A 24,871-nucleotide genomic window follows, 5' to 3' on the forward strand; every position below is an offset into this window, starting at 1 on the left:
GCGGCGCAGCAGCGCAAGGGGACTCCTGCCAGGACGTCCTAAGTACCTGAATCCACTTGAAGAAGTCGCAGGCACGCGCCCTGCTTTCCCCTGGAATCGAGCGTCGCGGCGGAGACCTTTCCCCCCCAGGTCCGCTGCGACGCTCTCTTTATTTCCGCAGCTGCGCCGGCCGCACATCGTGCGACCAGCTCATTCGCTCCCGGCGCCCCCAGGGGTCGCTTGCATTGCAGTGAAATGTCGATCCAGCGCGTCCAGGAGACCTGCTGTGGTGCTGACCTCCGCGGTCACGCCGATCCGGAGCCCCCGCTTCTCGGCGGTCGCGGTCGTGATCGGCCCGATGCTCGCGAGGAGCACGCGCTCGAGGCGCGCTGCGGCGCCCTCGCCGAGGAGATCGCAGAGGCTGTCGACGGTGCTGCTCGAGGTGAGCAGCACGACGTCGATCGCGCCCGCCGAGAGCGCCCCGAGCAGCTCTTCGCGGCGGCCGGCCGACGCAGGGCGGGTCTCGTAGACAGGCACGACATCGACCTCGCAACCGGCGGCGCGGAGGCGCTCGGGGAGCACCTCGCGGGCGACCAGCGCGCGGGCGAGGAGCACGCGGATTCGAGGGGACGCCGCCCGGCGTCCGGCCAGCACCGGGTCGGCCAGGATGGCCTCCGCGAGCTCCTCGCCGCGGAACTCCCGCGGGACGATGTCGGCGCGGACGCCGCGCGCGGCGAGCGCGGCGGCGGTCCCGACGCCGATCGCGGCGAGGCGCGCGGGGCCGAAGGCGCGCGCGTCCAGGCCGAGCCGCTCCATCTCCTTGAAGAAGCAGGCCACCCCGTTCTCGCTCGTGAAGACGACGGCGTGGTAGCCGGAGAGGCCGCGGACAGCCTCGGTGACGCGCGCGGGGTCGGGGGGCGGGTGGATCTCGATGGTCGGGAGCTCCACCGCCTCGCCGCCGCGGAGGCGCACGAGCCTCGACGTCGAGCGCGCCTGGTGGCGCGGCCGGGTCACGAGCACGCGCTTGCCGAAGAGCGGCTTCCGATCGAACCAGCGGAGCGTGTCGCGCAGGCCGGTGACGGCGCCGACGACGATGACCGCTGGGCTCTCGATCCCTGCCTCCTTCACGCGGCGAGGCAGGTCGTCGAGGCGGCTGGAGACGACGCGCTGATCGGCCCGCGTCCCCCACTGGATCGCCGCCGCCGGCGTCGCGGGATCGCGGCGCCCCGGCCCCATCAGCCCCGCGACCACCGCGTCGAGGGCCTGCATGCCCATCAGGACGCAGATGGTCCCGCGGACGGAGGCGAGCTCGCTCCAGTCGAAGGATCTGCCAGCCCGGGTGACGCCGCTGACGATCATCACGCTGGAGGCGATGTGCCGGTGCGTCAGCGAGATGCCGGCGTAGGCCGTCGCGCCGAGCGGAGAGCAGACACCCGGTACGACCTCGAACGGCACCCCGGCCCGCGCGAGCGCCTCCGCCTCCTCCGAGCCACGCCCGAAGAGGAACGGATCGCCGCCCTTCAAGCGAACGACGCTGCGGCCCGCGAGGCCGAGCGCGACGAGCTCCGCGTCGATCTCCGCCTGCTTCGCGTCCTTCACCACCCGATCGCCGCCGCGCTTGCCGACCGAGCGCACGTCGGCGCCTTCCCGCACGCGGTCGAGCAGCGCGGGGTGGACGAGCTCGTCGTGTAGCACGACGTCTGCCGTGGTGAGGAGCTCTGCGCCGCGCAGCGTGAGGAGCCCCGGATCCCCCGGGCCGGCGCCGACCAGGTACACGACGCCTGGCCTCGCCGCGCCCGGCGCTCCGTCGTTCATTGCCCCCGCAGCCGCCGCGCCGGGGCCCTCCTCGGAAGGATCGTTACGCCTCGGAAACACAGTCAAACTCCCGTCATTCTCTCGTTCATGCATGACAGACGTTGATTGTCATAGCGATTCTGCAGTGATGTTGACCCGGTGCGTTATGCGATTAGAATCGCTCCGGTCGATTCAACGTCCGGCGGTTTCTGGAGTCCATTCGATGAGATCTGTGAAACTGGTCGAGGAGCTGCTGAGCTCGGAGCGCGGCTTTCCGGACCGATGGTACGTCACCAATGGGGAGCGCTCGGTCGGGCCGGTCAAGCTCGACCAGCTCGCGCGGGGCATCGAGAGCGGAGTGGTCCCCCTCGATAGCTTCGTCCGCAATGAGGCATGGACCGTGTGGTGCCCGCTGTCCGACATTGCAACGGTCACGGTCGCCGCCACGGCGACGCCTGCGGAGCAGCCGGAAGAGGGCTCGGCAGCGGATGACGACGACGACACGCTTCCGCTGTCGTCCCAGCAGGCGCCCCAGCCGATGACGCCGCGCCCCGGCCCGGCGGCGCGCTCGGCCGCGCGCTCTGGAGCGGCCCACCGCTGAGCGATGGCTGCGCGCGCGGGCCGCGCCCGGCGCGGGCTCCGCGCGCGGCGGGGCGAGCGCGGCCGCAAAACGGGAGGTGGAGGGCCGTTCTCATGTTGGCGGTTTCGGGCGAACACTGCGAACACTGCGAACACTAACCGATTCGCAGCGCCCAGGCGATCCACGGATCGCGCGCTCCTCTGGACCGGAGCGGCTCACGCGGGCGCAGGGCTGCTATGCTCCGCCGCCGTGTTCCCCACGAAGAGACCGCGCCGGCTCCGTCGCTCGCCCGCCCTCCGCGCCCTGGTGCGCGAGACAACCCTCCATCCGGGAGATTTCATCCTCCCCCTCTTCTTCAACGAGGCGCTCGACGCGCCTCGGCCGGTCGGGACGATGCCGGGGGTCTCGCAGCTGCCCGTGAGCGCCGCGGCAGCGCAGGCGCGGCTCTGCAAGGAGCTCGGCATCGGCGGGACGATCCTGTTCGGGCTCCCGCGCATCAAGGATGCGTCGGGCACGAGCGCTTACGACCCGGACGGGCCCGTGCCGCGCGCCGTGAAGGCGATGAAGGAGGCCGTGCCGGAGCTGCTCGTGATCACCGACGTGTGCGTGGACGAGTACACCGATCACGGCCACTGCGGCCTGCTCCGGCAGGACGCGTCCGGGGCGGTGGACGTCGACAACGACGCGACGCTGGAGGTGCTCGCGCGGGCGGCCGTGGTCCACGCCAAGGCGGGGGCCGACGTGGTCGCGCCGAGCGACATGATGGACGGCCGGGTCGCCGCGATCCGGCGCGCCCTCGACGCCGAGTCGCTGACGGGGACGGCGATCCTCTCCTACGCCGTGAAGTACGCGTCCGGCTTTTACGGGCCGTTCCGCGAGGCGGCCGACTGCGCGCCCAAGTTCGGCGACCGGGCGGGTTACCAGATGGACCCCGGGAACGCCCGCGAAGGCCTGCGCGAGGCGGCGCTCGACGAGGAAGAGGGGGCCGACATGCTCATGGTCAAGCCCGCGCTCGCGTACCTCGACGTCATCGCGCGCGTGCGCGAGGTGACGACGCTCCCGCTCGGCGCGTACAACGTCAGCGGCGAGTACGCGATGATCAAGGCGGCCGCGGAGCGCGGAATGATCGACGAGAAGCGCGCCGTGCTCGAGCTGCTGACGTCGATCCGGCGCGCCGGGGCGGACTTCATCCTCACCTACCACGCGCTCGACGCCGCGCGCTGGCTCGGCTGAGCGATGCGGAGCCAGGGCGCAGGCGGGAGCGCCGCGCAGCGCTTGAGGTGGGCCGCCGCTTGGGCGGTGGGCGCGTCGGCGGCGTTCGCGGCGGGGTGCTCGCCGAACAGGTGCGACCGGTCCGAGGAAGCGAACCCGCCGATCGAGTTCGTCGAGGCCACGCCGGAGGGGGGTATCTACGAGACCTCGGCGCCGGACGGGGAGCTCCTCTACTTCCCGGGCGGCATGCGGTACGCGCTCAAGCATCACCTCGGCGCGCGCCCGCGGTGGTGGCAGGTGTACCTGTCGTTCGAGCGCGACGGCACGAAGAGCGGCGGGACGCTGGCGCAGGCGGCCGGCAACCAGGCCGAGGTGCCCTGCGTGGACGACCAGCACCTGATCGTCGTCAACGGCAGCTGCTCCGAGTACTGGCTGCGGGTGGTCGCCGGGGGCGCGATCGGCGCCGATGACGGCGCGACCGGCGCCGCAGGAGGCGGGGCCGACGGCGACGGCGATGGGATGGGAGCCGCCGGGGGCACCGTCGTCGGCAGGTGCTTCGGCGACGGCGCCGATCCCGGCGGTGGGAGCGCGGCGCCCTAGGGCCCGCGCTCCTAGGCGTGCGCCGCTGCCTGCCGGGCGAACTGTAGCCGGTAGAGCTTGCTGTAGACGCCGCCCGCGGCGAGCAGGTCCTCGTGCGTGCCCTGCTCGACGACGCAGCCCTTGTGGAAGACGACGATGCGATCGACGGCGCGGATCGTCGAGAGGCGGTGCGCGATGATCAGCGCGGTGCGCCCCTCCATGGCTCCCTCGAGGGCGCGCTGGAGGCGCGCCTCGGTGTCGCTGTCGACGTTGGCCGTGGCCTCGTCCAGGATGAGGAGCGGCGGGTCGCGGTAGAGGGCCCGGGCAAAGGCGATCAGCTGGCGCTCGCCAGCGCTGAAGTTGCTGCCGCGCTCGAGCACGGGGGCGTCGAGCCCGCCCTCGCGCCGCTCGAAGAGGTCGAGGGCGCCGATGCGGTTCAGCGCGTTCACCACCTTGGCCCGATCGGGGATCGCGTCGCCGGCCGCGATGTTGGTGAGCACCGTGCCCGGGAACAGGAACACGTCCTGAGGGACGACGGCGAACTGGCGGCGCAGCTCGTCGCGAGGGTACGCGCTGACGTCGCGGCCGAAGACCCGCACGACGCCCTCATCGACGTCGTAGAGGCGGAGCAGCAGCGACGCCACGGTGCTCTTGCCGGCGCCGGTCGCGCCAACGAGCGCGACCTTCTCGCCGCGCCTCGCCGCGATCGACACGTGCCGCAGCACGGGCGCGCCCGGCTTGTAGCCGAAGCCGACGTTGTCGAGCTCGAACGCGACGCCCTCGTCCGCCGCCCTCGCCGCGCCGCCGCCGCTCGTCGCCGCCGCCGTCGCGTCCTCGTCCTTGTTGTCGAGCAGCTCGAAGACGCGCTCCGCGCCGGCCATCGCGGACTGCAGCAGCGTGTACCGAGCCGAGAGATCGCGGATCGGGACGAAGAACATGTCGATGTAGGCGACGAAGGCGAACAAGGTCCCGAACGAGATCTCGTCCTTCAGGCTGTTCACGCCGGCGTACCAGAGCACCGCGGCGATGCAGACGCTCGAGACCATCTCGATGGCGGCGTCGAGCGTCGCGTCGAGCACGATCGAGCGGTTGTTCGCGTTGCGGTACGCCGCGTTGATCTCGTCGAACTCCTCGGCCGAGCGCTCCTCCCGGGCGTAGGCCTGCACGACGGCCATCCCGGACACCTGCTCGTTGAGGTACGCGTTCATCCGGGCCGTCTTCGCCCGCACCTCGCGGAACGCGTCGCGCATCCGCCGCCGCGTCCAGTTGACGCCGAGGGCGACAGGGGGGACCGCCGCGAAGGCGAGCAACGACATGCGCCAGTCGAGCGACACCATCACCGCGACGATGACGGCGAGCCGGAGGAGATCGCCGAACGCGTTGAGCGCGCCGGACGCGAACATCTCGCCGATCGCGTCCACGTCGTTCGTCACGCGCGTGACGAGCCGGCCGACGGGCGTGCGATCGAAGAACCCGAGGCGGCGGGTGTGCAAGAAGCCGAAGACGCGCACGCGCAGGTCGGCCATCGCGCGCGCGCCGGCGAGCTGCATCAGGTAGAGCTGCGGGAAGGCGAGCGACTGCTCCAGGACCATGACGCCCGTGAGCAACAAGCCGCTGCGCGTGAGGTGATCGAGCCCGCCGGGCGTGTCGAAGGCGTCGAGCGCGTCGCGCATGATGAGCGGGCGCAGCAGCGCCAGCAGCGCCGTGACGACGAGCAGCGCCAGCGACAGCGCGAGGTGCGTGCCCTGCGGGCGCACGAACGGCCACAGCCTCAGCAGCATGCGCGCGTCGTACGCCTCGCCGAGCCGTGACTCCTCGTGGAACCGGCTCAGCACGTCCTCCGTGCGGCTCGCCTTCGTCGCCCCGCGACCCGTGGCCGCCGCCGCCTGCGCCGGCCGCCGCGGACCCGCGCCCGCCTCACCCGCGGCCGAGGCGCCGCCCGATTTCGACCGCATCGTCGCGCTGTCTCCGTGAGCCGGCTGTGTCACGAGAGCCCCACCGGTTGGGAGGACGGCGACGCCTCGAAGGTCGCCAGATCCTCTTCGAGCTGCTGCTCCTCGGCGAACGTCGCGTAGATCCCGCCCGCGCGGACGAGCTCGTCGTGCGTGCCGCGCTCGACGACCCGACCCTGCTCCAGCACGACGATCGCGTCACACCGCCGCGCGGCCGCGACCCTGTGGGTGATCAGGATGACGGTCCGTCGCGCGGCCTGCCGCTCGATCGCCGCGAGGATGGCCTGCTCGGTCTTCGCGTCGACCGCGGAGAGCGGATCGTCGAGGACGAGGACGTTCGGCTCGCGCACGAGCGCGCGCGCGAGCGCGACGCGCTGGCGCTGCCCGCCGGACAGCTGCACGCCGCGCTCCCCGACCACGGTATCGAAGCCGTCAGGGAGCGAGAGCACCTCGTTCAGCACCTCGGCCTCGGCGGCGGCCGCGCGGATCGTCTCGAAGGCGGCGGGCGAATCCGGATCGTCGAGGGAGTAGCCGATGTTGCGGGCCACGGTCGTCGAGAAGAGGAACGCATCCTGCTGCGCGTAGCCGATGCTCGCGCGCACGGTGTCGAGCGGCAGGTCGCAGATGTCGACGCCGTCCAGGAGCACAGAGCCGCGGGGCGTGGGCATGAGCCTGGCGAGCAGCGTGGCGATGGTGCTCTTGCCCGAGCCGGTGCGCCCGACGATGGCGAGCGAGCCGCCCGCTTCGACGTCGAAGCTCACGCCGTCGACCACCTTCCTCGCGCCGTGGGAGAACGTCAGGTCCTTGACGGAGATGGCGCCGCGGACGACCTCGGGGGAGGGCATCGGGCCGCTCACGACCTCGGGGATGGCCTCGAAGATCGCCTTGAGCCGGTCGTAGCCGGCGCGACCGCGCTGGACGATGGCGGCGACGAAGCCGAGGGCGAGCATCGGCCAGGTGAGCCGCAACAGCGCCAGCCAGAAGGAGACGAAGTCTCCCCGCGTCATCTGCTGCTCCAGCACGAGCCGCCCGCCGTACCAGAAGACGATGAGCACGCCGACGGAGCTGATGGCCCCCATGAGCGGCGCCATGGAGCCGCGCAGCTTGGCGAGCGCGAGGCTCTTCTCGAGGTAGCCCTGGTTCGTGCTCGTGAACGCGGCCATCTCGGACGCCTCGAGCGCGAACGATCGGACGACCCTGACCCCGGCGAGGCTCGCGAGGACGCGGTCGCTCATGGCGCCGATCGCCTCCTGGTTGTCGCGGGTGCGGACGAAGAGCTTGGTCGAGAACGACCGGGTGACGAGCATCAGCGCGGGCATCGTCAGGAGCGCCGCGAGCGTGAGCCTCTTCGAGATGTGGAGCATCACGTACAGCGCGCTCGTGAACGCGAAGATCGAGCCCACGACGTTCAGCAGGCCGAAGCCGAGGAGGAGGCGGACCTGCGTCAGATCGTTCGTCGCCCGGCTCATGATGTCGCCGGTCGGCATCTTGCGGAAGAACGCCGGCCCGAGCTTGTGCAGGCGCGCGAGCAGGATCGCCCGGAGCTCGTACTCGACGTTGCGGCCCGCCGTGAAGATGGTGACCCGCGAGAACACGCGCATGATCGCGGCGCCCACGCTGACCGCGAGCATGAGGAGCGCCGCATGCGCGGCCTCGCTCGACTGCGCCTTCACGGCGGCGTCGACGGCGTCCTTGACCAGGAAATCTCGCCTGGCCATGAGGAACTGCTGCGCAGCGAGCAGCGCCGCGCCCGTCAGGTAGAGCGGAAGCTTGTGGCGGAACTGCGCGCCGAGACCGACGGGGTAAGTTGAGGGATCGCGCTTGACCATTGCGTGGGGGGGGGGCCGCGCGGCGACGCTCAGCGCGCCTTGCGCGGCGTCGGCGCGAGCGGCTTGCGGTGCGACGTCGAGAGCGCGGGCCGATCTCTTCCGTCGACCACGAGCTCGAGATCGTCGAGCTCGAGCCTCGTCGAGAGCAAGCCGAGCAGGACGCGCGCGCCTCCGCGCCCATCGAGCTCGCTCACCACGCCGATCTTGTCGCCGAAGGGGCCTCGTCGCACGCGGACGCGGCTGCCCTTCTCCAGCACGCCGCCCTTGGCGGGATCCGGCGCGACCTTCGCGGCAGCTTCTGGCTCGCCGGACGGACCACGCTGCGCTCGCGGCGCGTGATCGGTCGAGGGCTTCTGCGGAGCCTCGGACTTCGCTTGCTGCTCTGCTTCGCCGTGCGGCGCTCGCCGGGCCGGGGCGTTGCCCTCTCCGACCCGCTTCAGCGAGGGCCGCGGCTCTCCGCCGCGGCCAGCGCCGGCGCCGGCGTTGCTCGGCGCCCTGAACAGCGTCGCCAGGGTCGGTCGGCGGGCGGGCAGGGCGGCCTCGACGCGCTCATCGCCGCGCGCTCGAGCCTGCTCCATCGAGCGCTCTCGCGCCCGGGCCTGCTCGGAGCGCCATCGCTCGTTCTCGGCCTCGAGCTCGGCGTGGGCGCGCGCCCGCTCCTGCTCGATGCCCTCGAGCTTGCGGTCGAGCGCGATGCGGTCGTTCTCGCGCGACCACGCGACGAGCCGGTAGATCGGGGCGAGCGCGACGAGCGCGTCCTCGAGCTGCTCATCGAGGATGTCGGCGTGCTCGACCGCCGTCTCGCGCGGGATCGCCCAGCCGATCCAGAGCGGCACCTGACCGTCGGCGGCGCGGCGGAGCATCTCGGCGATCGCGTCCGAGGTGGCCGCGCTGCAGGCGACGCGATCGCCGCCGGCGGCGCCGAACGAGAACTGCTCCGGGAGCGCGTGGAGCGCGCTCGTGAGCTCGGCGGAGAGCGGCGAGGCTGGAGCGCCCGTCGCCTCCTCCGTCGCCGAGAGGCGAGCCCGGAGGTTGTCGACGTCCACCTTCGCGTCCGGGTGGACCGCGAAGCACACCTGCACCTCGCTCTCCGAGATGCGCAGCGCGAGGAAGGCGTGCCGCGTGAAGGGGCTCGGATCGTCGATCGCGTCGGAGATCGAGCGGCCGCGGTCGAGGAGGCGATCGAGCTCGTCGCGCGCCGCCTGGTCGCGCCAGAAGAAGACCCACTGGCAGTCGGCCCGGTGCTTGTTGCGGATCGACGGGTGCTCGTCCGAGCCATGGACATCGACCGAGATGCCGAGCTCGGCCAGCCGGGAGACGACGCCGCGCGCCCAGGCGAGCGCGCGCTGCTTCACCTCGAGGCGGGGGCGTGAGTAGGCCTTCGAGGTCGCTTTTTCGGCGGCGTACGCGTCGAAGTCACGAGCGGTGAGGTGCAGGGAGGGATGGCTCATTGCTTCGACTGGTTGCGATGCGCGGCGTGGGCGGATGCTGCTCGTGGTCCGTCACGGGAGGAGCTGTGCTCCTCGTGAAAGTCGCGCGGATGGTATCGTGAGGAGCTTCGAAATCAAAGCTCCGCGCCGCGCGATCGATCCTGGCGTTGCGTGGAGGCGGCACGCTTGACCGCCCTGACAAGCATGTCACCGTAGGCACTCCCGTGCCCCATCAAGAGGGCGATCCCACCGATATCACGTAGAACCCCGCGTAAATCGCGCTTCTCCAGCGCAGCGGGGCAGCTCCCGGGCGCTCCAGTCACCCGAGTCATCCGAGTCACCCGAGCCCGTGAGCCTGCGAGGCCCGTCGGCCTGACGAAAGAGGAATCATGGAACAGCATCGAGACGAGCACATTGTCTGCGCGAGCTGCGGCACGTCGTTCCTATTCTCGGCCGCGGAAGCTGCCGTCTACGCCGAACGGAAGCTCGCTGCCCCGCCCAAGCGGTGCCGGACCTGCCGCCGTGCGCGCAAGGACAATCGAGGGGAGAGCGAGAGCGGATCGCCGGCTCGCGCTGCGGAGCGCCAGCGCCCTGGTTCGCCTCGGGGTGCCGGGGGGCATCGCAGCCTGGCGCGCGGCGACAGCCAGCCTCGGAAGCCCCGCTACACGGGCGACGTGAACGAGTACCGCAGCCCGATGCAGGACGCGTACTCGGGGCTGACGCCCGCATGGGCGGTGCAGAGCCACTACCCGAACCGCCCGCGCGGCGGCGCGCCCTTCCGGGATGACGGCAACTACCGCGCCCCCTCGTTCACCGGTGAGCGCCGCGCTGCCGCGCCGAGCCGCGGTCCGGCGCAGCAGCCTCGCGCGCCGCGCACTCGTCCGACGTTCTCGATCACCTGCAAGTCGTGCGGCTCCGAGGGCGAGGTCCCGTTCAAGCCGGTCGAGGGCCGCGACGTGTTCTGTCAGGCGTGCTACCGCGCGCGCAAGCCTTCCTGAGAGACGCCTCCTGCGACGCGCAGCCATCGCGCTGCGCCACACCCCCGAGCGCCGGTCGCTCCTCGTGCGGCCGGCGCGGCCGGGAAGCGGCGCCGAAGCCCGGCTGTCTCTGACCGGGCTTCGGGCGGGCGGAGCTAGAGGCTGATCTCGCAGGCGAGCTCGGAGGTGAAGCCGAGCTCGCCGAGCGTGATCGTGACCTTCACGCCGCCGCCGGACGCGCGGCGCGCTGTCTCCTCGACCATCCCCACGACCCACAGCCGGAGCGGCAGCGAAGCAGGGTCGAAGTCGCCGATGTGGAGCGTGACCCGCCCGGTCGGGCCCGTCGCCACGCGCCACGAGCCGAACGTGAAGAGCCGCGACCAGATCGATGTCCCGCGGCGCATGAGCGACGCGATGTCGGTCAGCGGGCGGGCGAACAGCGTGCGCACGAGGCTGTGCAGCTCGCCGCCCACGCCGAGCCTGCCGATGTCGCGCCAGCGCTCGAGATCGCGCAGGACCAGCGATGTCGCGAGCTCCATGTAGGCGTCGAGCGCCTCGAGCTCGTACCCGACGAGCGCGTTGATCGAGTCGTGCTTGAAGTCGTCGGCGTAGCGGAGCGGCATCTGCGAGACGACCTCGTCGCGCGCGCTCCTCCCGTACTCATCCACGATGGTGCGATCGACGCTCCGCAGGACGGGGCCGCGCACCTGGTACTGCCCGGCGAAGCGCGCCGGCAGCGGCCGGACCGGGGTGACGTTGGGCCGCCGCGTGTCGCGTGTCCGGTTCATCAAGGAGCCGAAGTCCGCGCTGCGGACGGTCGGCTCGGCCCGGTGCCCGAGGTCGGCGCTGCGCACCGTGGGCAGCGACTCGCCGCGCTGCGAGAGCATCGTGGGCTCCGAGCCGCGGCTCCGCAGCGCGTTCGAGAGCGTCATGCCGGGCGCGGGCTTCGCTGGCTCCGAGGACGACGGCCGCATCCCGGGCGGCGCCTCGGTGACGCGCCCCCCCGGCACGATCGACGGCGAGATGCGCATCGGCGGCGGAGGGTTCACGTCGAACCCCGGGCGCGATCGATCGCGCGAGGACGAGAGGCGATCGCGCTCGTTCTCCGGCGCGTTCCCCAGGCTCAGCGCCATCCGCCGCTGCACGTTGATCAGCCTGCCGAGCGCCGTCGTCCGCCGGGGCGGATCAGGCGCGACGCGCTCGAGCTCGCGGACGACGTCGCCGGCCGTCTGGAACCGCTTCGCGGGATCCTTTTGCAAGAGCCGCTGCACGATCGCCTCGAGCCGCGGGTCGACGGTCACGCCCGCCGAGGCGAGCGTGGGCACCTCGGCGTGCACGACGCGGAACGCGGTCGCCACGGCGGTCGGCGCGCGGAACGGCCGCGTGCCGGTGAGCACCTCGTAGAGGAGCACGCCCACCGAGAAGAGATCGCTCCGACCGTCGAGCGGCGACTCCCCCGTGGCCTGCTCGGGCGACAGATAGTCGGGCGTCCCGAACACGACGCCCGTGCGCGTCCGCGGCGAGGGGCCATCGGAGTCGAGCACCTTGGCGATGCCGAAGTCGAGCAGGCGGACGACGGCCGAGCCGCGGCTCGGATCGAAGGCGATGAAGATGTTCTCGGGCTTGAGATCGCGGTGGATGATCCCCGCGCGGTGCGCGGCGTCGAGCGCCTCGAGCACCGGGATCGCGACGCCGACGGCGGCCTCCATGTCGAGGCGGCCGAAGCGCGCGAGCGCCATGCCGAGCGACTCGCCGTCGAGGTGCTCCATCACGATGTACGGACCGAGCTCGCCGACGCCGGCGTCGATCACGTCGACGATGTTCGGGTGGCGGATCCGGTTGACCGCCTGCGCTTCCTGGAAGAACCGGTGCGAGAGCTCCGAGTTGTCCGCCAGCTCTGGGTGGAGGAATTTGATCGCAACGGCGCGACCTGCGAGCACGTGCTCCGCCCGGAACACGTCGCCCATGCCGCCCCCGCCGATGCGCTCCGCGAGGCGGTACTTGTTGTCGACGAGGAGGCCGGGGGTCGGGGGTCGAAACGCCATCTGCTGCCGCTGGCGGGCGAGGGACCAACGTCATGGTCCCCGAGAACACGCGCCCCTGTAAAGGGTTGGGAGGCACGGCCCTCCCGAAAGACCGATCCTATTCCTTCGGTGCCTGCCGCGGCTAGGTTACCTGCGTCAGGTGTGGGGCGGATCGCAGCGCGAAGTGACTTGCGCGCGGCAAGATCACGGTTCGGGTGCATTCTTCCGCAGTTCGGCGATCTGCTGGGCGATCTCCGCGAACCCGCGGCCCATGGGAAGGGACGCCACGAACTGCGGCGGTACGGACAGCTTGCCGAGGTGGGCGCGGACGTTGGCCACCCCGAAGGTCAGCACAAATGCGGCGAAGGCGACGCCGTCGTTGCCGCTGTCGCCGACGAACGCGTAGCGTTGCCGCGCCCGGGTAGGATCCTCACCGAACCGAGCGGAGAGCAGGCGCACAATCCCCGTGGCCTTGTCGGACGGGTCGTGCGTCAGGTGGAGGTGGACGCTCGAGAGCAGCGTCCTCACCCCCCGCTCGCGCAGCTCGGCGCGCATCTTCTGCACGTCTTCCGGCGGGACATGCCGGTGCTCCCCGATGTCGATGGTGACGTCGGTCACCCTCTGGTCGTTGTCGTCCGCGAGCGCCGCCGCCGGAAAACGACGCACCATGTCATTGGCGAGCCCGATGAGCTCGGCCCGACGGGCTTGCCGCGCTTCGCGGTCCAGGTCGTCGAGCGTGACGACGCGGCTGGCGCCGGCGCGCGGGGCGTGCCCTCCTCGATGGCCGGCGATGTCGCTTTCCTCCTCGCGGACCAGCGCGAGGGCTCCGTTTTCGACGATCGTCGCGTCGATCGGCCACTGCCGCTGGAGCACCTGGCCCCAGCCGGCGGGCCTGCCGGTGCAGGCGATCAGCGCGAGCCCCGTCTCGCGTAGACGGAAGAGCGCTGCGTACGCCGCCTCGGTGAGGGCGCCGTGATCCAGCACGGTGTCGTCGAGATCGAAGATCACCCCGGCGAGGGCGCGCGCGGCGTGGCGAGGGAGGAGGGAGAGCGGCTTCATCGGGCGATCGTCAGAGCGCGTCGATGCGCGCGATGAGGCTCTTCAGGTAGAGCCCCTCGGGGAAGGCGGCGGGGACGGGGTGATCCCCTCCCTGGAAGTGCCGGTCGAACACCGCGGCCTGCATGCGCGCGTCGCGCGCGCCGAGCGCGAGCACCCGGGTCAGATCGTCGAGGCTCACGGCGCTGGAGCAGGAGCAGAGCACGAGGACGCCGCCCGGGCGCGTGGCCCGGCACGCCCCGGCCGCGAGGCGCCGGTACGCCGTGAGCGCGGTGTCCTTGGTGGCGCGCGTGCCTGCGAGCTTCGGAGGGTCGCAGATGACGAGATCGTAGCCCGCCTGCCTCGACGCGTTCTGCAGCGCCTTGCGGGCGTCGTCGCGCGTGAACTTGATCCGGTCGAGGAGCCCGTTCTCCCGCGCGCACTCCGCCCCGACCTCGATCGCCGTCGCGCTCTCGTCGATCGCGAGGACCTCGCTCGCCCCGCCGCGGGCCGCCGCCATGGCGAACGTGCCGACGAAGCAGAAGGCATCGAGCACGCGCCGGTTGTGGGCCAGCTGCTCGACGCGGGTCCGCAGCGTCCGCTGATCCAGGTAGAACCCGGTCTTGTGGCCGAGCGCGAGCGGGATCGTGTACCGCAACCCCCGCTCGACGAACCGGAGCTGATCGAGCGCGGGGTCGCCGCGCACCACGCCCGCGTCGGCGGTGAACCCCTCGAGCTTCGCGAGGGATTCCGGGGTCCTGTCCACGATCGCGCGGGGCGAGAGCGCCGCCTGGAGGGCGTCGAAGATCACCCCTTCGCGGCGCTTGATCCCGATCGTCCCGAGCTGCACGACGACCACGTCGCCGAACAGATCGACGATGAGCCCGGGCAGGCCGTCCCCCTCCGCGTGGATCAGCCGGAAGGCGTCGGTCTCATGGCCAGGCGCCCGCGCGGGCAGGCCGAGCTCGCGGCGGTGCGCGATGGCGCGCTCGATCCGGTGCCGGAACAGGGCCGCGTCGATCGGCCTGTCCTCGCGCGTGTACATGCGCACCGGGATGGCCGAGCGCGGTGTGTAGAGCCCGCGCCCGAGCACGCTGCCGTAGGGGTCGGTGACGACGACCTCGTCCCCGGCCACCGCGCCGCCCTCGATGCGCGCGATCGCCTGAGCGAACACCCAGGGATGCCCCGACCACACCGGCCGAACATGACCCTGCTTCAACGTAACCGTAGGCATGGTGGAATCCGATTGGTCTCGATGTTGGCAGGGCTCCCGACGGGGGCGACCGCGCCGTGACCTTTGCCGTGGGAGCTAGTACCCTGCGGAACGGCGCGCGTGTGAACCTTCCGCCACAGCGTGCCGTGGCGGCCGATGCACGCCGGCGTGCTGCGTGGCCATGGTGACGACGATCCCGCAAGATGGTCGATGGCATCCCGGTTGCTAACTTCCCTGCACCGAAGAGGAGTCGCCCGATGCGCCGTTGCTTGACCCATGCCCTTGTTGCTGTGGCGATGACCGCGCCGATGAGCGCGTTCGCGCAGGAGGACAGCAACTGTCCTCCCGGCGCGTGGTTCTGCGAGGAAGTGGAGCCGCCTCGCGATCCCGTCGCAGAACCGCCGCCCGCCGCTCCTGCCGAGGCCGCGCCTGACGAGGCGCCGCCGCCCCCGCCGCCGGCCAGGGGGGCCGCCCGCCGGGCCCCGCCGGTCGTCGTCTACGAGACCTCGCCGTCGGGCCCGCCTCCTCAGGTGATCGTCGTGGCGCCTGGGGCGGCCCCTCCGCCGCGCGTGATCGTCCGCCGCGTGGCGCCGCCGGCGCCGCCCCCGCCGGTGAAGCGGCGCTGGCGGCGTCACTGGGGGATCAACCTCCGCATGGAGGGCGTCATGTTGGGGCGCGAGCACGGCGGAGCGGAAGACGCTGGCATGGGAGGCGTCGGGATCAGCCTGCGCTACCGGCCTGTCCCGGCGTTCGCGATCGATGCGGGCGCCGACTTCCTCGCGGGCACGGACTACAACGGCGACCAGCGGACCGAGGTGCCGCTCTCGCTGAGCGGGATGCTGTTCGTCAACCCGCGCAGCCGCACCCAGTTTTACTTCATGGGCGGCCTGAACATCGCGCACGCCGAGGTCGATCGCTCCTCGAGCGAGGCCGCGGCCGGCGGCGCCGAGTTCGCTCCGGACACGGAGTACGACTATTTCGGCGCGCACGGCGGCATCGGCCTCGAGTTCCGGCTTTCGCCCCGCATCGCGCTGAACGTCGACGCGCTCGGCTTCGTGCGCAGCCGCACGGACGATGGGCTCGTTCCCGAGTTCACGGATTCCGACACCGGCCGGACGACCAACACGTCGGGCGGGGGGCTCTTCCGCGGCGGGCTCAGTATTTACTGGTGAGCGGCTCCTCATAGCCTCCCGTCCACCCTGACCGCGCGGTGTTCGCGTCCGTTCTGCTCTCGACCAGGCGGTCGCGGTCCGGACCGTCTCCACGCGGTATAACGCACGCATCGTGCTCCAGGCCTCGATCATGCGCGCGCTCCGTGGCCGCGCCCCGCTGTTGCTCGCCCTCGCTGGCGGCGCGACGTTCGCCCTCACGGCGCCGCCGACGGATCTGGTCCCCGCCGTCATCGTTGGCCTCGCTCTGCTGGCGGCCGCCGTCCACGACGCCCCGACGATCTGGCGCGCCTTCGGGCGCGGCGCTGTCTGGGGAACGGCGGCGGGCGTCGTGGGGCTGCGCTTCGTGCCGGAGGTCATCCAGCGGTTCACACCTCTCGGCTCGGCGGCCTCGTACCTCGCGCTGGTGCTGCTCGCGGCCGCCCAGTCGCTGGTCTGGGCGATCTGCGGCGGCATCACGAGCGCGCTCCTCCGGCGGCTGCGCGTTCCCCTCGAGCTCGCCTTTGCGACCGGCGTGTTCGCCGCCGTGGCCATCCCGACCGTCTTCGGCTGGACTCCTGCGGGTCTCATGAGCCCCTGGCCGGCGCTCGTGCAGCTCGCCGATCTCATCGGCGAGCGGGGCGTCTCCGTGCTGTTCGCCGTCGGGGCGGCCTTGCTCACCCGCGCTGGCCTGGCCGCCTCGGGGAGGGCGCCGGGCGGGCGGCCGCTCGAGCGCGCGCCCGCGCAGGAACCGCGGCCCACCCGCCTTCGGTTGCCCCGCGCGATCTTCTACCCGGCGCTCTCGAGCATCGCGCTGTTCGGGCTGCTCGCGGCTCACGGCGCGCTGCGGATGGCGGCGGTGGAGCGCGCCGGCGCCGGCCTGCCGACCGCGCGCGTCGCGCTCGTCAACCAGGCGGTGGGGCCTCACGAGCGCTGGCAGGCGAAGAACCACCCGCGGATCTTGCGAACCCTGCACGAGCTCACCCGGGAGGCCGAGGCCGGCGGCGCAGAGCTCACTCTCTGGCCCGAGGCGGCGTACCCTTACCCCCTCTCGCACAGCGCCCGGCAGGCGCCGCGCGGCGGTCGCGCGATCCTGGGGCCCGGCATCCGTGGCCCGATCCTCGCGGGGCTCATCACCCAGGCGCCGCCCGTGAAGGCCGCCGACGGCGTCGAGGAACGGAACAGCTACAACTCCGCGACCCTCGTGCTCCCCGATGGGAGCATGCAGCCGACGCAGGACAAGCTGCAGCTGCTCTGGTTCGGCGAGACGGTCCCGGGCGGCGCTTACCTGCCCTGGCTGCGGCGCATCTTCCAGAAGAGCGGTGGGCTCGTCCCGGGCGCGGAGCCGCGCGCCCTCACGTTGCCCCGAGAGCACGGGCCCGCGCTCCGGATCGGGGTGCTCAACTGTTACGAGGACACGCTCACCGGGGTGGGGCGGCGGATCACCGGGGCGCTCGCCCCGAACCTCCTCGTCAACATCACGAACGACGCCTGGTTCACCGGGAGCGCCGAGCCCGAGCTGCATGCGAGGCTCGCGGTCATGCGCGCCATCGAGCTGCGCCGTGATCTCGTGCGGGCGGTGAACCTCGGCGTCGTGTCATGGATCGACGCCCGAGGCGTAGTGCGCAGCCGCGATGAGAGCGCTGCGCCGGGGGTGACCTTCGCGACCCCCTCGGTCAGGGACACGCCGCTGACGCTCTACACCCGTCTGGGCGACGCCCCGATGGCGTTGCTGCTCGCCTTCGCGAGCGTCGCTTGCGCGCTCCGGGCGCGACGCTCCACAGCGAAGGCCCCGCGGCAAGCCCGGGGCGTCAGCTCGGGGGCGCGAACGCCTGCGGGGCCCCCGGAGCTCGCGCCGCCCGATGCGGCGACGCAAGCTGCGGCCACGGACGCGCCGCTCAGCCGTCCTTGAGCGCCTTGACGGGCGCCGCGCGGAGCTTGCGGCTCGCCGGCTTGCCCTTGATGGTCATCGGCTGCTTCGTGAACGGATTGACGCCTTCCCGGTCCTGCGTGGCCGGGATCTCCTTCGCCTTGATCTTCACGAGGCCCGGAACCGTGACCTCGCCCGGCCCCTCCGGACCGAGCTCTTTCTTCACCAGCTCGCCGAGCGCATCGAGCACGCTGGCCACGGACTTCTTGTCGAGGTGGGTGGCCTCGGCAAGACCGACGATCATCTGCGCCTTGGTCAGCTTGTTCGAACCGGGCATGTTTCCTCCAAGTCGAAAGGGGGCGTCCGTTTAACAAGCGAGGTTTCGCATCGCAAGCGATAACTCATCGCGCCCCCGTCTTCTTTTGCCTCGCGGTGCTGCGATGCGGCTTGATTACAGTGTTGCTGTTGCTTCGTGACGCCGCCGCGGCCTCGAGCTCCCGGGTCAAATCCGTCATTTCCCGTTCTTCTGCGTCGGTCTTGTGGTCGTAGCCGAGCAGGTGGAGCAGGCCGTGCCCGAGCAGCATCGTGATCTCGTCGAGCAGCGGGCGATCGCGCTCGGCGGCCTGCCGCGCGGCCGTGTCGATCGAGACGATCACGTCGCCGAGGAGACCGCGCCATACCGACGGATCCACGGGACCTCGCCGGCCGCGCCTGCGCGAGTCGGCCCCGTTCTGGTCCAGCATCGGGAAGGCAAGGACGTCGGTCGGCTTGTCCTTGCGCCGGTAGCTGCGGTTGAGCTCGTGGATGGCCTCATCGTTCACCAGGGCGACGGAGAGCTCCACGCCCTGCAACGCGAGGTGGGAGAGCATCTTGCTCGCCCGCCGGCGCACGACCGCCGTCGACACCCCCTTGAAGGGCCCTCCCTGCGTCGTGACGGACACGACCGCGGGGGCCGCCGGGCGGCTCCCGCGGCGCGTCGTCCCCGAGCTCTCCTTGCGCTTCTCGGCCACGGGATCGCTATACCAGCTCGGGGATCTTCTTCGCATCTGCCAAGAACTGCGCGAGCCCGACGTCGGTGAGCGGGTGCCTGGTCAGCTGCTTGATGACCTTGAGCGGCATCGTCGCCGCGTGCGAGCCGATCATGGCGGCCTGCACGAAGTGGACGGGGTGCCGCACGCTCGCGGTGAGCACCTGCGTCGAGAACCCGTAGTTCCTGAAGATGGTCACGACCTGCAGGACGAGATCCATCCCGTCCCCCGCGGCGTCGTCGACGCGCCCGACGAACGGCGACACGTACGTGGCCCCGGCCTTGGCCGCGAGCAGCGCCTGGGCGGCCGAGAAGCAGAGGGTCACGTTCGTCTTGATGCCCTCGGAAGCGAAGATCCGGGCGGCCTTGAGCCCCTCGTCGATGAGCGGCACCTTGACCACCACGTTCCGGTGAATCTTCGCGAGCTCGCGACCCTCGCGGAGGATCGCGTCCTTCTCGACCGCCACCACCTCGGCAGAGATGGGGCCGTCGACCACCTCGCATATCTCGGCGATCGCCCGCTTCGTCGGCTTGCCGGTCTTGGCGAGGAGCGACGGGTTGGTCGTGACGCCGTCGATGACCCCCATCGACTGCGCTTCCTTGATTTCCGCGATATCCCCTGAATCGATGAACACCTTCATGATGCTGCCTCCGGGAACCGATGGATCGGCCCTTCGGCGGTGTTCATGCTGGGGTCAGATGCCGAGGAGCAAGGGCCTGACAGGGGCCCTCGCTGCCTCGTTCTGGCTGCCAGGCGGAGCGGGCAGGGGGCGCCGGCTCAGGCCGTCGCCTCGTCCTCACCGCCATGGCACTTGTTGAACGGCTTGCCGCTGCCGCAGGGGCACTCCTGCTCCTGCATGACGGCAGGCTGCGGGAGCGCCGGGGCGGGGTTCGCGCCGATCGGGAGGGACTCGTCGTGCTGCGCGACCGCGTCGAGCAGCGCCGCGGCGTGCCGCTCGCGATCCGCAGCCTCGATCTGCGCCTCTTCCTGCTCGGCGCGCCTGACGTTCACGCTGAAGAGCTTCGTGACCACGTTCGAGGAGACGCGGGCCACCATGTTGACGAACATGTTGTAGCCCTCCTTCTTGTACTCCTGCTTCGGGTCCTTTTGCCCGTAGCCGCGCAGGCCGATGCCGTCGCGGAGGTGGTCCATGTCGGTCAGGTGGTCGACCCAGGCCTTGTCGAGCTCCTCCAGGTAGAGGTGGCGGAAGATGCGCAGCGACAGCTCGACGCCGATCTCCTCCTCGCGCTTCTCGTACGCCTTCTCGGCGCGCTCGTAGAGCTCCCGCGCCAGCGTCTCCTGGTCGCCGATGTGCGCGATGTCGTCCGGCAGCTCGACGCCGAAGTGCTCGCGGAAGCCCTGGAAGATGCCGCCCCAGTCCCAGTCCTCCGGCGGCTTGCGGGCCGGGCACGACTCCTCGACCATCGCGCCGATGATCCGGTCCATCAGATCGAGCAGCCGCTCGCGCTGCTCGGTGAGCGCCAGGGGCATGAGCTCGGAGCACTCGTCGTAGATCTCGAGGGCCTTGTCGGCGCGCGTCTCGAGCTCGATCTTCACGCCCCAGCGCGTGTAGATCTCGCGCTGCATGTTCTCGAGCTCGACGAACCGCTCCGTCTTTTCGAAGTCCTTTCGCACGATCTCGCGCCGGTTGCCGTCCGCGTCGAGCGGCATCACCGGGTCGTTCGCGAACATGCCGAGCAGGTAGCCGACGTCCGGGCGGACGAGCTCCACGATGGACGCGAGCGGCTTGATCGCCCGCTTCTCGCCCGTCGGCTTCCCCTCCTCATCGAGGACCTCGGGATAGTAACGGCCGACGAGCAGCGACTGGCGCATGTCGTAGATCGTCTTGCGCTGCGCGCTCATCACGTCGTCGTACTCGAGCAGGTTCTTGCGGATGTCGAAGTTGCGCTCCTCGACCTTCTTCTGCGCGTTCTCGACGCTCTTCGTCACCCACGGGTGCTCGATGGGCTCGTCGTCGGGCATGCCCATCCGCTCCATCAGGTTCTTCACCCGATCCCCGGCGAAGATGCGCATGAGGTCGTCCTCGAGGGACAGGTAGAACTTCGACGTCCCGGGGTCGCCCTGGCGGCCGGCGCGGCCGCGCAGCTGGTTGTCGATGCGGCGCGACTCGTGCCGCTCGGTGCCCAGGATGTACAGCCCGCCGAGCTCGCGAATCTCGTCGCCCTCGGCGGAACACTCCTTCTTGAGCTCGTCGACCAGGGCCTCGAACGCATCGGGCTCCGCCTCGGGCTGGCGGTTCTGCTCCTTGAACTTGAGCTTGGCGAGCATCTCCGCGTTGCCGCCCAGGATGATGTCCGTCCCGCGACCCGCCATGTTCGTCGAGACCGTGATGGCCCCTTTGCGGCCCGCCTGCGCGACCACGTAGGCCTCGTTCTCGTGGTGCTTCGCGTTCAGCACGTTGTGCTTCACGCCGCGCTTCGTCAGGATCCGGCTGATCGCGGTGCTCTTCTCGACGCTCGTCGTGCCCACCAGGATCGGCTGGCCGAGCTCGTGCTTCTCGAGGATCTCGTTGATGACCGCCGTGAACTTCTCCTTCTCGGTCTTGTAGACGAGATCCTCGTAGTCGACGCGGACCACCGGCTTGTTCGTGGGGATGATGACGCAGTCGAGCTTGTACGTGCTGTGGAACTCCGCCGCTTCCGTGTCCGCGGTGCCGGTCATCCCGGAGAGCTTCTTGTACAGCCGGAACAGGTTCTGGAAGGTGATCGTCGCCATCGTCCGGCTCTCCTCCTGGATCCGGACGTTCTCCTTCGCCTCGACGGCCTGGTGCAGGCCGTCCGACCACCGACGGCCCGCGAGGACGCGGCCGGTGAACTCATCGATGATGAGCACCTTGCCGTCGCGTACCATGTAGTTGACATCGCGCTTGTACAGCGTGTGAGAGCGCAGGCACTGGTTCAGGATGTGCAGCGTCTCGAGGTTCACCGGATCATAGAGGTTCGTGCCCTTGAGCACCTGGAGCGAGGCGAGCAGCCGCTCTGCCGTCTCCACCCCCTCGTCGGTCAGCGTCACCGAGTGCCCCTTCTCGTCGACGGTGTAGTGCTCCTCGTTCCGGAGCTGGGGGATGACCTCGTTGATCGTGCGGTACTTGTCGCTCGAGCGCTCCCCCTGCCCGCTGATGATGAGCGGAGTCCGCGCCTCGTCGATGAGGATGGAGTCGACCTCGTCGACGATCGCATAGTGCAGCGGGCGCTGAGCGTACTCGAGCGCCGAGAACTTCATGTTGTCGCGCAGGTAGTCGAAGCCGAACTCGTTGTTCTGGCCGTACGTGATGTCGCAGCGGTACGCGTGGCGCTTCTCGGCGTCGCCCTGCTGGTTGACCACCACGCCCGTCGACAGGCCGAGGAAGCCGTACAGCTTGCCCATCCACTCGGCGTCGCGCCGCGCCAGGTAATCGTTCACCGTGACGACGTGGACGCCCTTACCCTCGAGGGCGTTCAGATAGCAGGGGAGCGTCGCGACCAGGGTCTTGCCCTCGCCGGTGCGCATCTCGGCGATGCAGCCGTTGTGGAGCACCATGCCGCCGATGAGCTGCACGTCGTAATGGCGCATCTTGAGCGCGCGCTTCGACGCCTCGCGGCAGACCGCGAACGCCGGGACCAGGATGTCGTCCAGCGTCGCCCCGTTGGAGAGCTTCTCCTTGAACTCCGCCGTCTTCGCTCGGAGCTGGGCGTCCGAGAGCTTCTGCAGCTCCGGCTCCATCCTGCTGATCACCTCGACCCGGGGTCGCATGCGGCGGATGGCACGCTCGTGCGAGGTGCCGAAAATCTTCTTCATCGCCCAAGTGAACATCTTTAGGTGCCTTGGCTCCGCGGCGGTCAGGTGGGAGGAGAGGGTCCGGCCGAGGAACGCGAACGTAGTCGCGCCGCGGGCGTCGCGCAATTCCAGGACCGCGCGCGGCGCGCGGTCGACGACGCCGCCGACGCGATCCGCCCGAGGCTCCGCAGCCCGGGTCCCCGTCAGGCGTTCGTCGTCCGATCCCGCTCCGCGCGCGGGCGAACGCTCGTCCCCGCGCCGCGCGCCCAGCGGACCACGACCGTCCCGGGCCACCAGGGGGGCGCCCCGGGGCGGCGCGTCACGTCGCGAGGTGGAGGCGTCAAGCCGTGGTGCACGAGGGGGGACTCGAACCCCCAAGCCTCCCGGCGCCGGAACCTAAAACCGGTGCGTATACCAATTCCGCCACTCGTGCGCGCGGACGCTTGTGGCACCCTACGCCAGCCTCATCAAGCGGGAAAATCAGTTTGCTGCGTTGCGCCGAACGCGTCAGGGCGGGGCACCGCGAGCGGCCCGGACATGTGGCCCGCGGTACGTCGAGCCTGGAGCAACCGGCGGATCGGCGGACCGCGCCGCCTTGGCGGGGCCGCAAACCTGGGCTGGCCCGTGCGCACGAACCGCCCACCGACGGCCAGCGACGCGGTGGGTAAGCCGACAGGGTGGGGGGGCGCTCTTCGTCGGGGCGGAGAGGCGCTGCGGAGGGAGCGCGAAATGGGCACAGCGGCGGCCCCGGGGTCGGCGGGGCAGCCTCACCGGCAGCGACGCTCGAACGAGCGCGTTGCCGCCGAGAACAGGGGAAACGAGGCCCAGGCGACGGCGGCGCCTCGCCTTCGGCACGTGCGTTGCGAAGGGGGGACCGTCCGCGGACGCGGATGCTGCCGCTGAACGACGGAGGGGGCGCGCTCATCGCCGTCCTCGTCGATGCGGCGCAATTCGACTGCAAGCCGCAGGGATACCCGATGACGTACCAACCGAACGTTCTCCTCCTCGATCAGGACCATGTCCTCCGGAGGGCCACGGCGCTCCTCCTCTGCAACCGCGGCGCGCTCGTCAGCCCGGCCGCGACCTTGGAGGAAGCGATCTCCCTCTCCCGCGAGCGCGTCTACGACGTCGCGCTGATCGATCTCGCCCCCGGAACGAAAGGCGCCCGGGAGATCCTGGGCCGCCTGCGGCGCGAGGGCACGATGCCCCGGCGGGTCATCTTCTGTGCCGACGAGCCGGTCTCGTGCGACGGCACGGACGACGTCAGCGAGGTCCTGCTCAAGCCGTACGCCTTCGGTCGGCTGCTCAGCACGATCTTCGTCGACCTCAGCCCCCGGCCCTCCACGCAGTCCGGGGTCTTTCCTCGCCTCCGCCTGGTCCAGGGCGAACGCGCCGACCTGGAGGGGAGCCGCCCGAGCGCGCCTGGCGCTGCGGCGGGTATGGAGGGCGTGGAAGGCCACCGCGCCGAGCGGCGCACCTTCATCGAGGCGAACGGCGCCGCGGTGTACCGGCTCCAGCGCAGGCCGCGCAGCGGCACCTCCGGGCGGACGCTCAGGCCGTCGCGGCGAGCACCTCGAGGTGCTCGCCATCCCGGATGACGATCCGCCGCCGGTCGAACGCGATCAGGCCGGCGCGCTTCAGCTTGCCGAGCAGCAGGGTGACCGTCTCGCGGGTGGACCCGATCAGCAGCGCGATGTCCGCGTGCGTGAACGGGGCCGACACCAGCTGGCCGGCGGTGTGGGGCTGCCCCCATCGCCGCGCAGCGGCGCGGAGGAACTCGATCAGGCGCGCTTCGACCGTGCAGAGGAGCAGGGAGCCGAGGCGCGCCTCGGTCTCGAGCTTGCGCGCCACGAGCGCCGCCGCGAGCGCGCCGCGGAGCGCTGCGTCGGAGGCGAGCTGCCGCTCGAGACCGGCGAGCGGCACCACGAGCGCGTTCCCCTCGTCGAGCACCGTCGCGCTCTCGGAGGAGACCGTCGCGCCCGCGAGCGCGCCCTCGCCGACGAGGTCGCCAGGCCCGCGGTGCCCGAGCGGAACCACCCGACCGTCGGCGACGCGCTCGACCTTCACGCGACCCGCCCCGATCAGGAACAGGTGCCTCGGCGGCGCGCCCTGCTGGCAAAGGCACTGCCTGCGCGCGAGCCGCTCGACCCTGCCGAGCTCGAACAGCGCCCGCCGGCTCGGTGAGGCCAGCGAGGCGAGGGGTGAGCGAGACAGGATCCGCTCCTTCTCGACATCCTGCGAAGCCCCGCCGCGCACGCCCTCCGCCTCCATCCCGTGCCCGTGCGTAGGTCCGCGCACCTTCGGCTTTCCCATCGCGCCTTCGCCCAACCTTTCGGGATTTCAAGCCTCCCGATCGGCGGCCGATAGTGCAACGATCGGCAGATGGGGGCCAATCCGAACTGGCTGCGGGCAGAGCTCCGCGCGGGGCGAAAAATCTACCGCGG

The 24,871-nt window shown here is 71.1% G+C and carries 19 protein-coding genes, 1 tRNA gene and 1 pseudogene; 8 read left to right on the top strand and 13 right to left on the bottom strand.

Features of this window, described 5'->3' with window-relative positions; translation table 11 throughout:
• Positions 1 to 189 precede the first annotated feature (189 nt).
• Positions 190 to 1,794, bottom strand: coding sequence for a uroporphyrinogen-III C-methyltransferase (cobA, locus tag WME95_RS00070; RefSeq protein ID WP_437906379.1), 1,605 nt, complete (start codon positions 1,792 to 1,794; stop codon positions 190 to 192).
• A gap of 202 nt (positions 1,795 to 1,996) precedes the next feature.
• Here cobA and WME95_RS00075 point away from each other — a divergent pair, with 202 nt between their 5' ends.
• The 3 genes from WME95_RS00075 to WME95_RS00085 all read left to right on the top strand — a co-directional run bounded on the left by WME95_RS00075 (position 1,997) and on the right by WME95_RS00085 (position 4,165).
• Entirely contained in the window at positions 1,997 to 2,374 is a 378-nt protein-coding gene (locus tag WME95_RS00075; RefSeq protein WP_437548418.1) for a DUF4339 domain-containing protein, read from the top strand.
• Positions 2,375 to 2,602: 228 nt separating this feature from the next.
• Positions 2,603 to 3,586, top strand: a complete 984-nt coding sequence (gene hemB, locus WME95_RS00080) for a porphobilinogen synthase (RefSeq protein ID WP_437906380.1) — start codon at positions 2,603 to 2,605, stop codon at positions 3,584 to 3,586.
• 66 nt (positions 3,587 to 3,652) lie between these two features.
• The gene (locus WME95_RS00085) at positions 3,653 to 4,165 is read left to right on the top strand and encodes a hypothetical protein (protein WP_437906381.1); all 513 of its coding nucleotides are present in this window, start codon (positions 3,653 to 3,655) and stop codon (positions 4,163 to 4,165) included.
• 11 nt (positions 4,166 to 4,176) lie between these two features.
• Here the strand turns inward: WME95_RS00085 and WME95_RS00090 are convergent, their stop codons facing one another.
• The 3 genes from WME95_RS00090 to WME95_RS00100 are packed head-to-tail and all read right to left on the bottom strand — an operon-like array spanning position 4,177 to position 9,376.
• Positions 4,177 to 6,099, bottom strand: a complete 1,923-nt coding sequence (locus WME95_RS00090) for an ABC transporter ATP-binding protein (RefSeq protein ID WP_437906382.1) — start codon at positions 6,097 to 6,099, stop codon at positions 4,177 to 4,179.
• 29 nt (positions 6,100 to 6,128) lie between these two features.
• Positions 6,129 to 7,925, bottom strand: coding sequence for an ABC transporter ATP-binding protein (locus tag WME95_RS00095; protein WP_437548424.1), 1,797 nt, complete (start codon positions 7,923 to 7,925; stop codon positions 6,129 to 6,131).
• Positions 7,926 to 7,954: 29 nt separating this feature from the next.
• Entirely contained in the window at positions 7,955 to 9,376 is a 1,422-nt protein-coding gene (locus WME95_RS00100; RefSeq protein WP_437906383.1) for a hypothetical protein, read from the bottom strand.
• A 368-nt stretch (positions 9,377 to 9,744) separates the two neighbouring features.
• On the opposite strand from WME95_RS00100, the pseudogene WME95_RS00105 reads away from it, so the two are divergent.
• Positions 9,745 to 9,885: pseudogene (locus WME95_RS00105) on the top strand (zinc-ribbon domain containing protein); the annotation flags it as partial.
• Positions 9,886 to 10,029: 144 nt separating this feature from the next.
• Positions 10,030 to 10,353, top strand: coding sequence for a CxxC-x17-CxxC domain-containing protein (locus WME95_RS00110; RefSeq protein WP_437555672.1), 324 nt, complete (start codon positions 10,030 to 10,032; stop codon positions 10,351 to 10,353).
• Between the two features lie 134 nt (positions 10,354 to 10,487).
• On the opposite strand, the gene WME95_RS00115 is transcribed toward WME95_RS00110, so the two are convergent.
• The 3 genes from WME95_RS00115 to WME95_RS00125 form a co-directional block, all read right to left on the bottom strand.
• Complete coding sequence (locus tag WME95_RS00115) at positions 10,488 to 12,377, bottom strand: serine/threonine-protein kinase (protein WP_437548427.1); 1,890 nt, start codon at positions 12,375 to 12,377, stop codon at positions 10,488 to 10,490.
• A gap of 183 nt (positions 12,378 to 12,560) precedes the next feature.
• The gene (locus WME95_RS00120; protein WP_437906384.1) at positions 12,561 to 13,415 is read right to left on the bottom strand and encodes an HAD family hydrolase; all 855 of its coding nucleotides are present in this window, start codon (positions 13,413 to 13,415) and stop codon (positions 12,561 to 12,563) included.
• A 10-nt stretch (positions 13,416 to 13,425) separates the two neighbouring features.
• A complete protein-coding gene (locus tag WME95_RS00125; protein WP_437548430.1) occupies positions 13,426 to 14,625 on the bottom strand; it encodes a class I SAM-dependent rRNA methyltransferase in 1,200 nt (399 codons plus the stop codon).
• Between the two features lie 287 nt (positions 14,626 to 14,912).
• On the opposite strand from WME95_RS00125, the gene WME95_RS00130 reads away from it, so the two are divergent.
• Positions 14,913 to 15,776, top strand: coding sequence for an outer membrane beta-barrel protein (locus WME95_RS00130; RefSeq protein WP_437906385.1), 864 nt, complete (start codon positions 14,913 to 14,915; stop codon positions 15,774 to 15,776).
• A gap of 112 nt (positions 15,777 to 15,888) precedes the next feature.
• Positions 15,889 to 17,664 carry an apolipoprotein N-acyltransferase gene (lnt, locus tag WME95_RS00135; protein WP_437906386.1) on the top strand — a complete coding sequence of 592 codons (1,776 nt, stop codon included), beginning with the start codon at positions 15,889 to 15,891 and terminating at the stop codon, positions 17,662 to 17,664.
• Here lnt and WME95_RS00140 read toward each other — a convergent pair.
• The 5 genes from WME95_RS00140 to WME95_RS00160 form a co-directional block, all read right to left on the bottom strand.
• Positions 17,651 to 17,959: an HU family DNA-binding protein gene (locus WME95_RS00140; protein WP_272097071.1), complete on the bottom strand. Its 309-nt coding sequence runs from the start codon at positions 17,957 to 17,959 to the stop codon at positions 17,651 to 17,653. The two genes, lnt and WME95_RS00140, sit on opposite strands and share 14 nt — an antisense overlap.
• A gap of 64 nt (positions 17,960 to 18,023) precedes the next feature.
• Complete coding sequence (gene ybeY / locus WME95_RS00145) at positions 18,024 to 18,668, bottom strand: rRNA maturation RNase YbeY (protein ID WP_437906387.1); 645 nt, start codon at positions 18,666 to 18,668, stop codon at positions 18,024 to 18,026.
• Positions 18,640 to 19,290 carry a fructose-6-phosphate aldolase gene (gene fsa, locus WME95_RS00150; RefSeq protein ID WP_437906388.1) on the bottom strand — a complete coding sequence of 217 codons (651 nt, stop codon included), beginning with the start codon at positions 19,288 to 19,290 and terminating at the stop codon, positions 18,640 to 18,642. The genes ybeY and fsa overlap by 29 nt, the downstream gene beginning before the upstream one ends.
• Before the next feature lie 137 nt (positions 19,291 to 19,427).
• On the bottom strand, positions 19,428 to 22,463 hold the full coding sequence (gene secA / locus WME95_RS00155) for a preprotein translocase subunit SecA (protein ID WP_437548441.1): 3,036 nt from the start codon (positions 22,461 to 22,463) through the stop codon (positions 19,428 to 19,430).
• Positions 22,464 to 22,775: 312 nt separating this feature from the next.
• Positions 22,776 to 22,860 (bottom strand) — tRNA-Leu (locus tag WME95_RS00160).
• A 457-nt stretch (positions 22,861 to 23,317) separates the two neighbouring features.
• Here WME95_RS00160 and WME95_RS00165 point away from each other — a divergent pair.
• Positions 23,318 to 24,025, top strand: a complete 708-nt coding sequence (locus WME95_RS00165; protein ID WP_437906389.1) for a response regulator — start codon at positions 23,318 to 23,320, stop codon at positions 24,023 to 24,025.
• On the opposite strand, the gene WME95_RS00170 is transcribed toward WME95_RS00165, so the two are convergent.
• Entirely contained in the window at positions 23,979 to 24,740 is a 762-nt protein-coding gene (locus tag WME95_RS00170; protein ID WP_437906390.1) for a Crp/Fnr family transcriptional regulator, read from the bottom strand. The genes WME95_RS00165 and WME95_RS00170 overlap by 47 nt on opposite strands.
• Positions 24,741 to 24,871: the final 131 nt, after the last annotated feature.

Origin of the sequence: Sorangium sp. So ce327 (assembly GCF_051530205.1) — a bacterium.
Lineage (GTDB): Bacteria > Myxococcota_A > Polyangia > Polyangiales > Polyangiaceae > Sorangium > Sorangium cellulosum_B.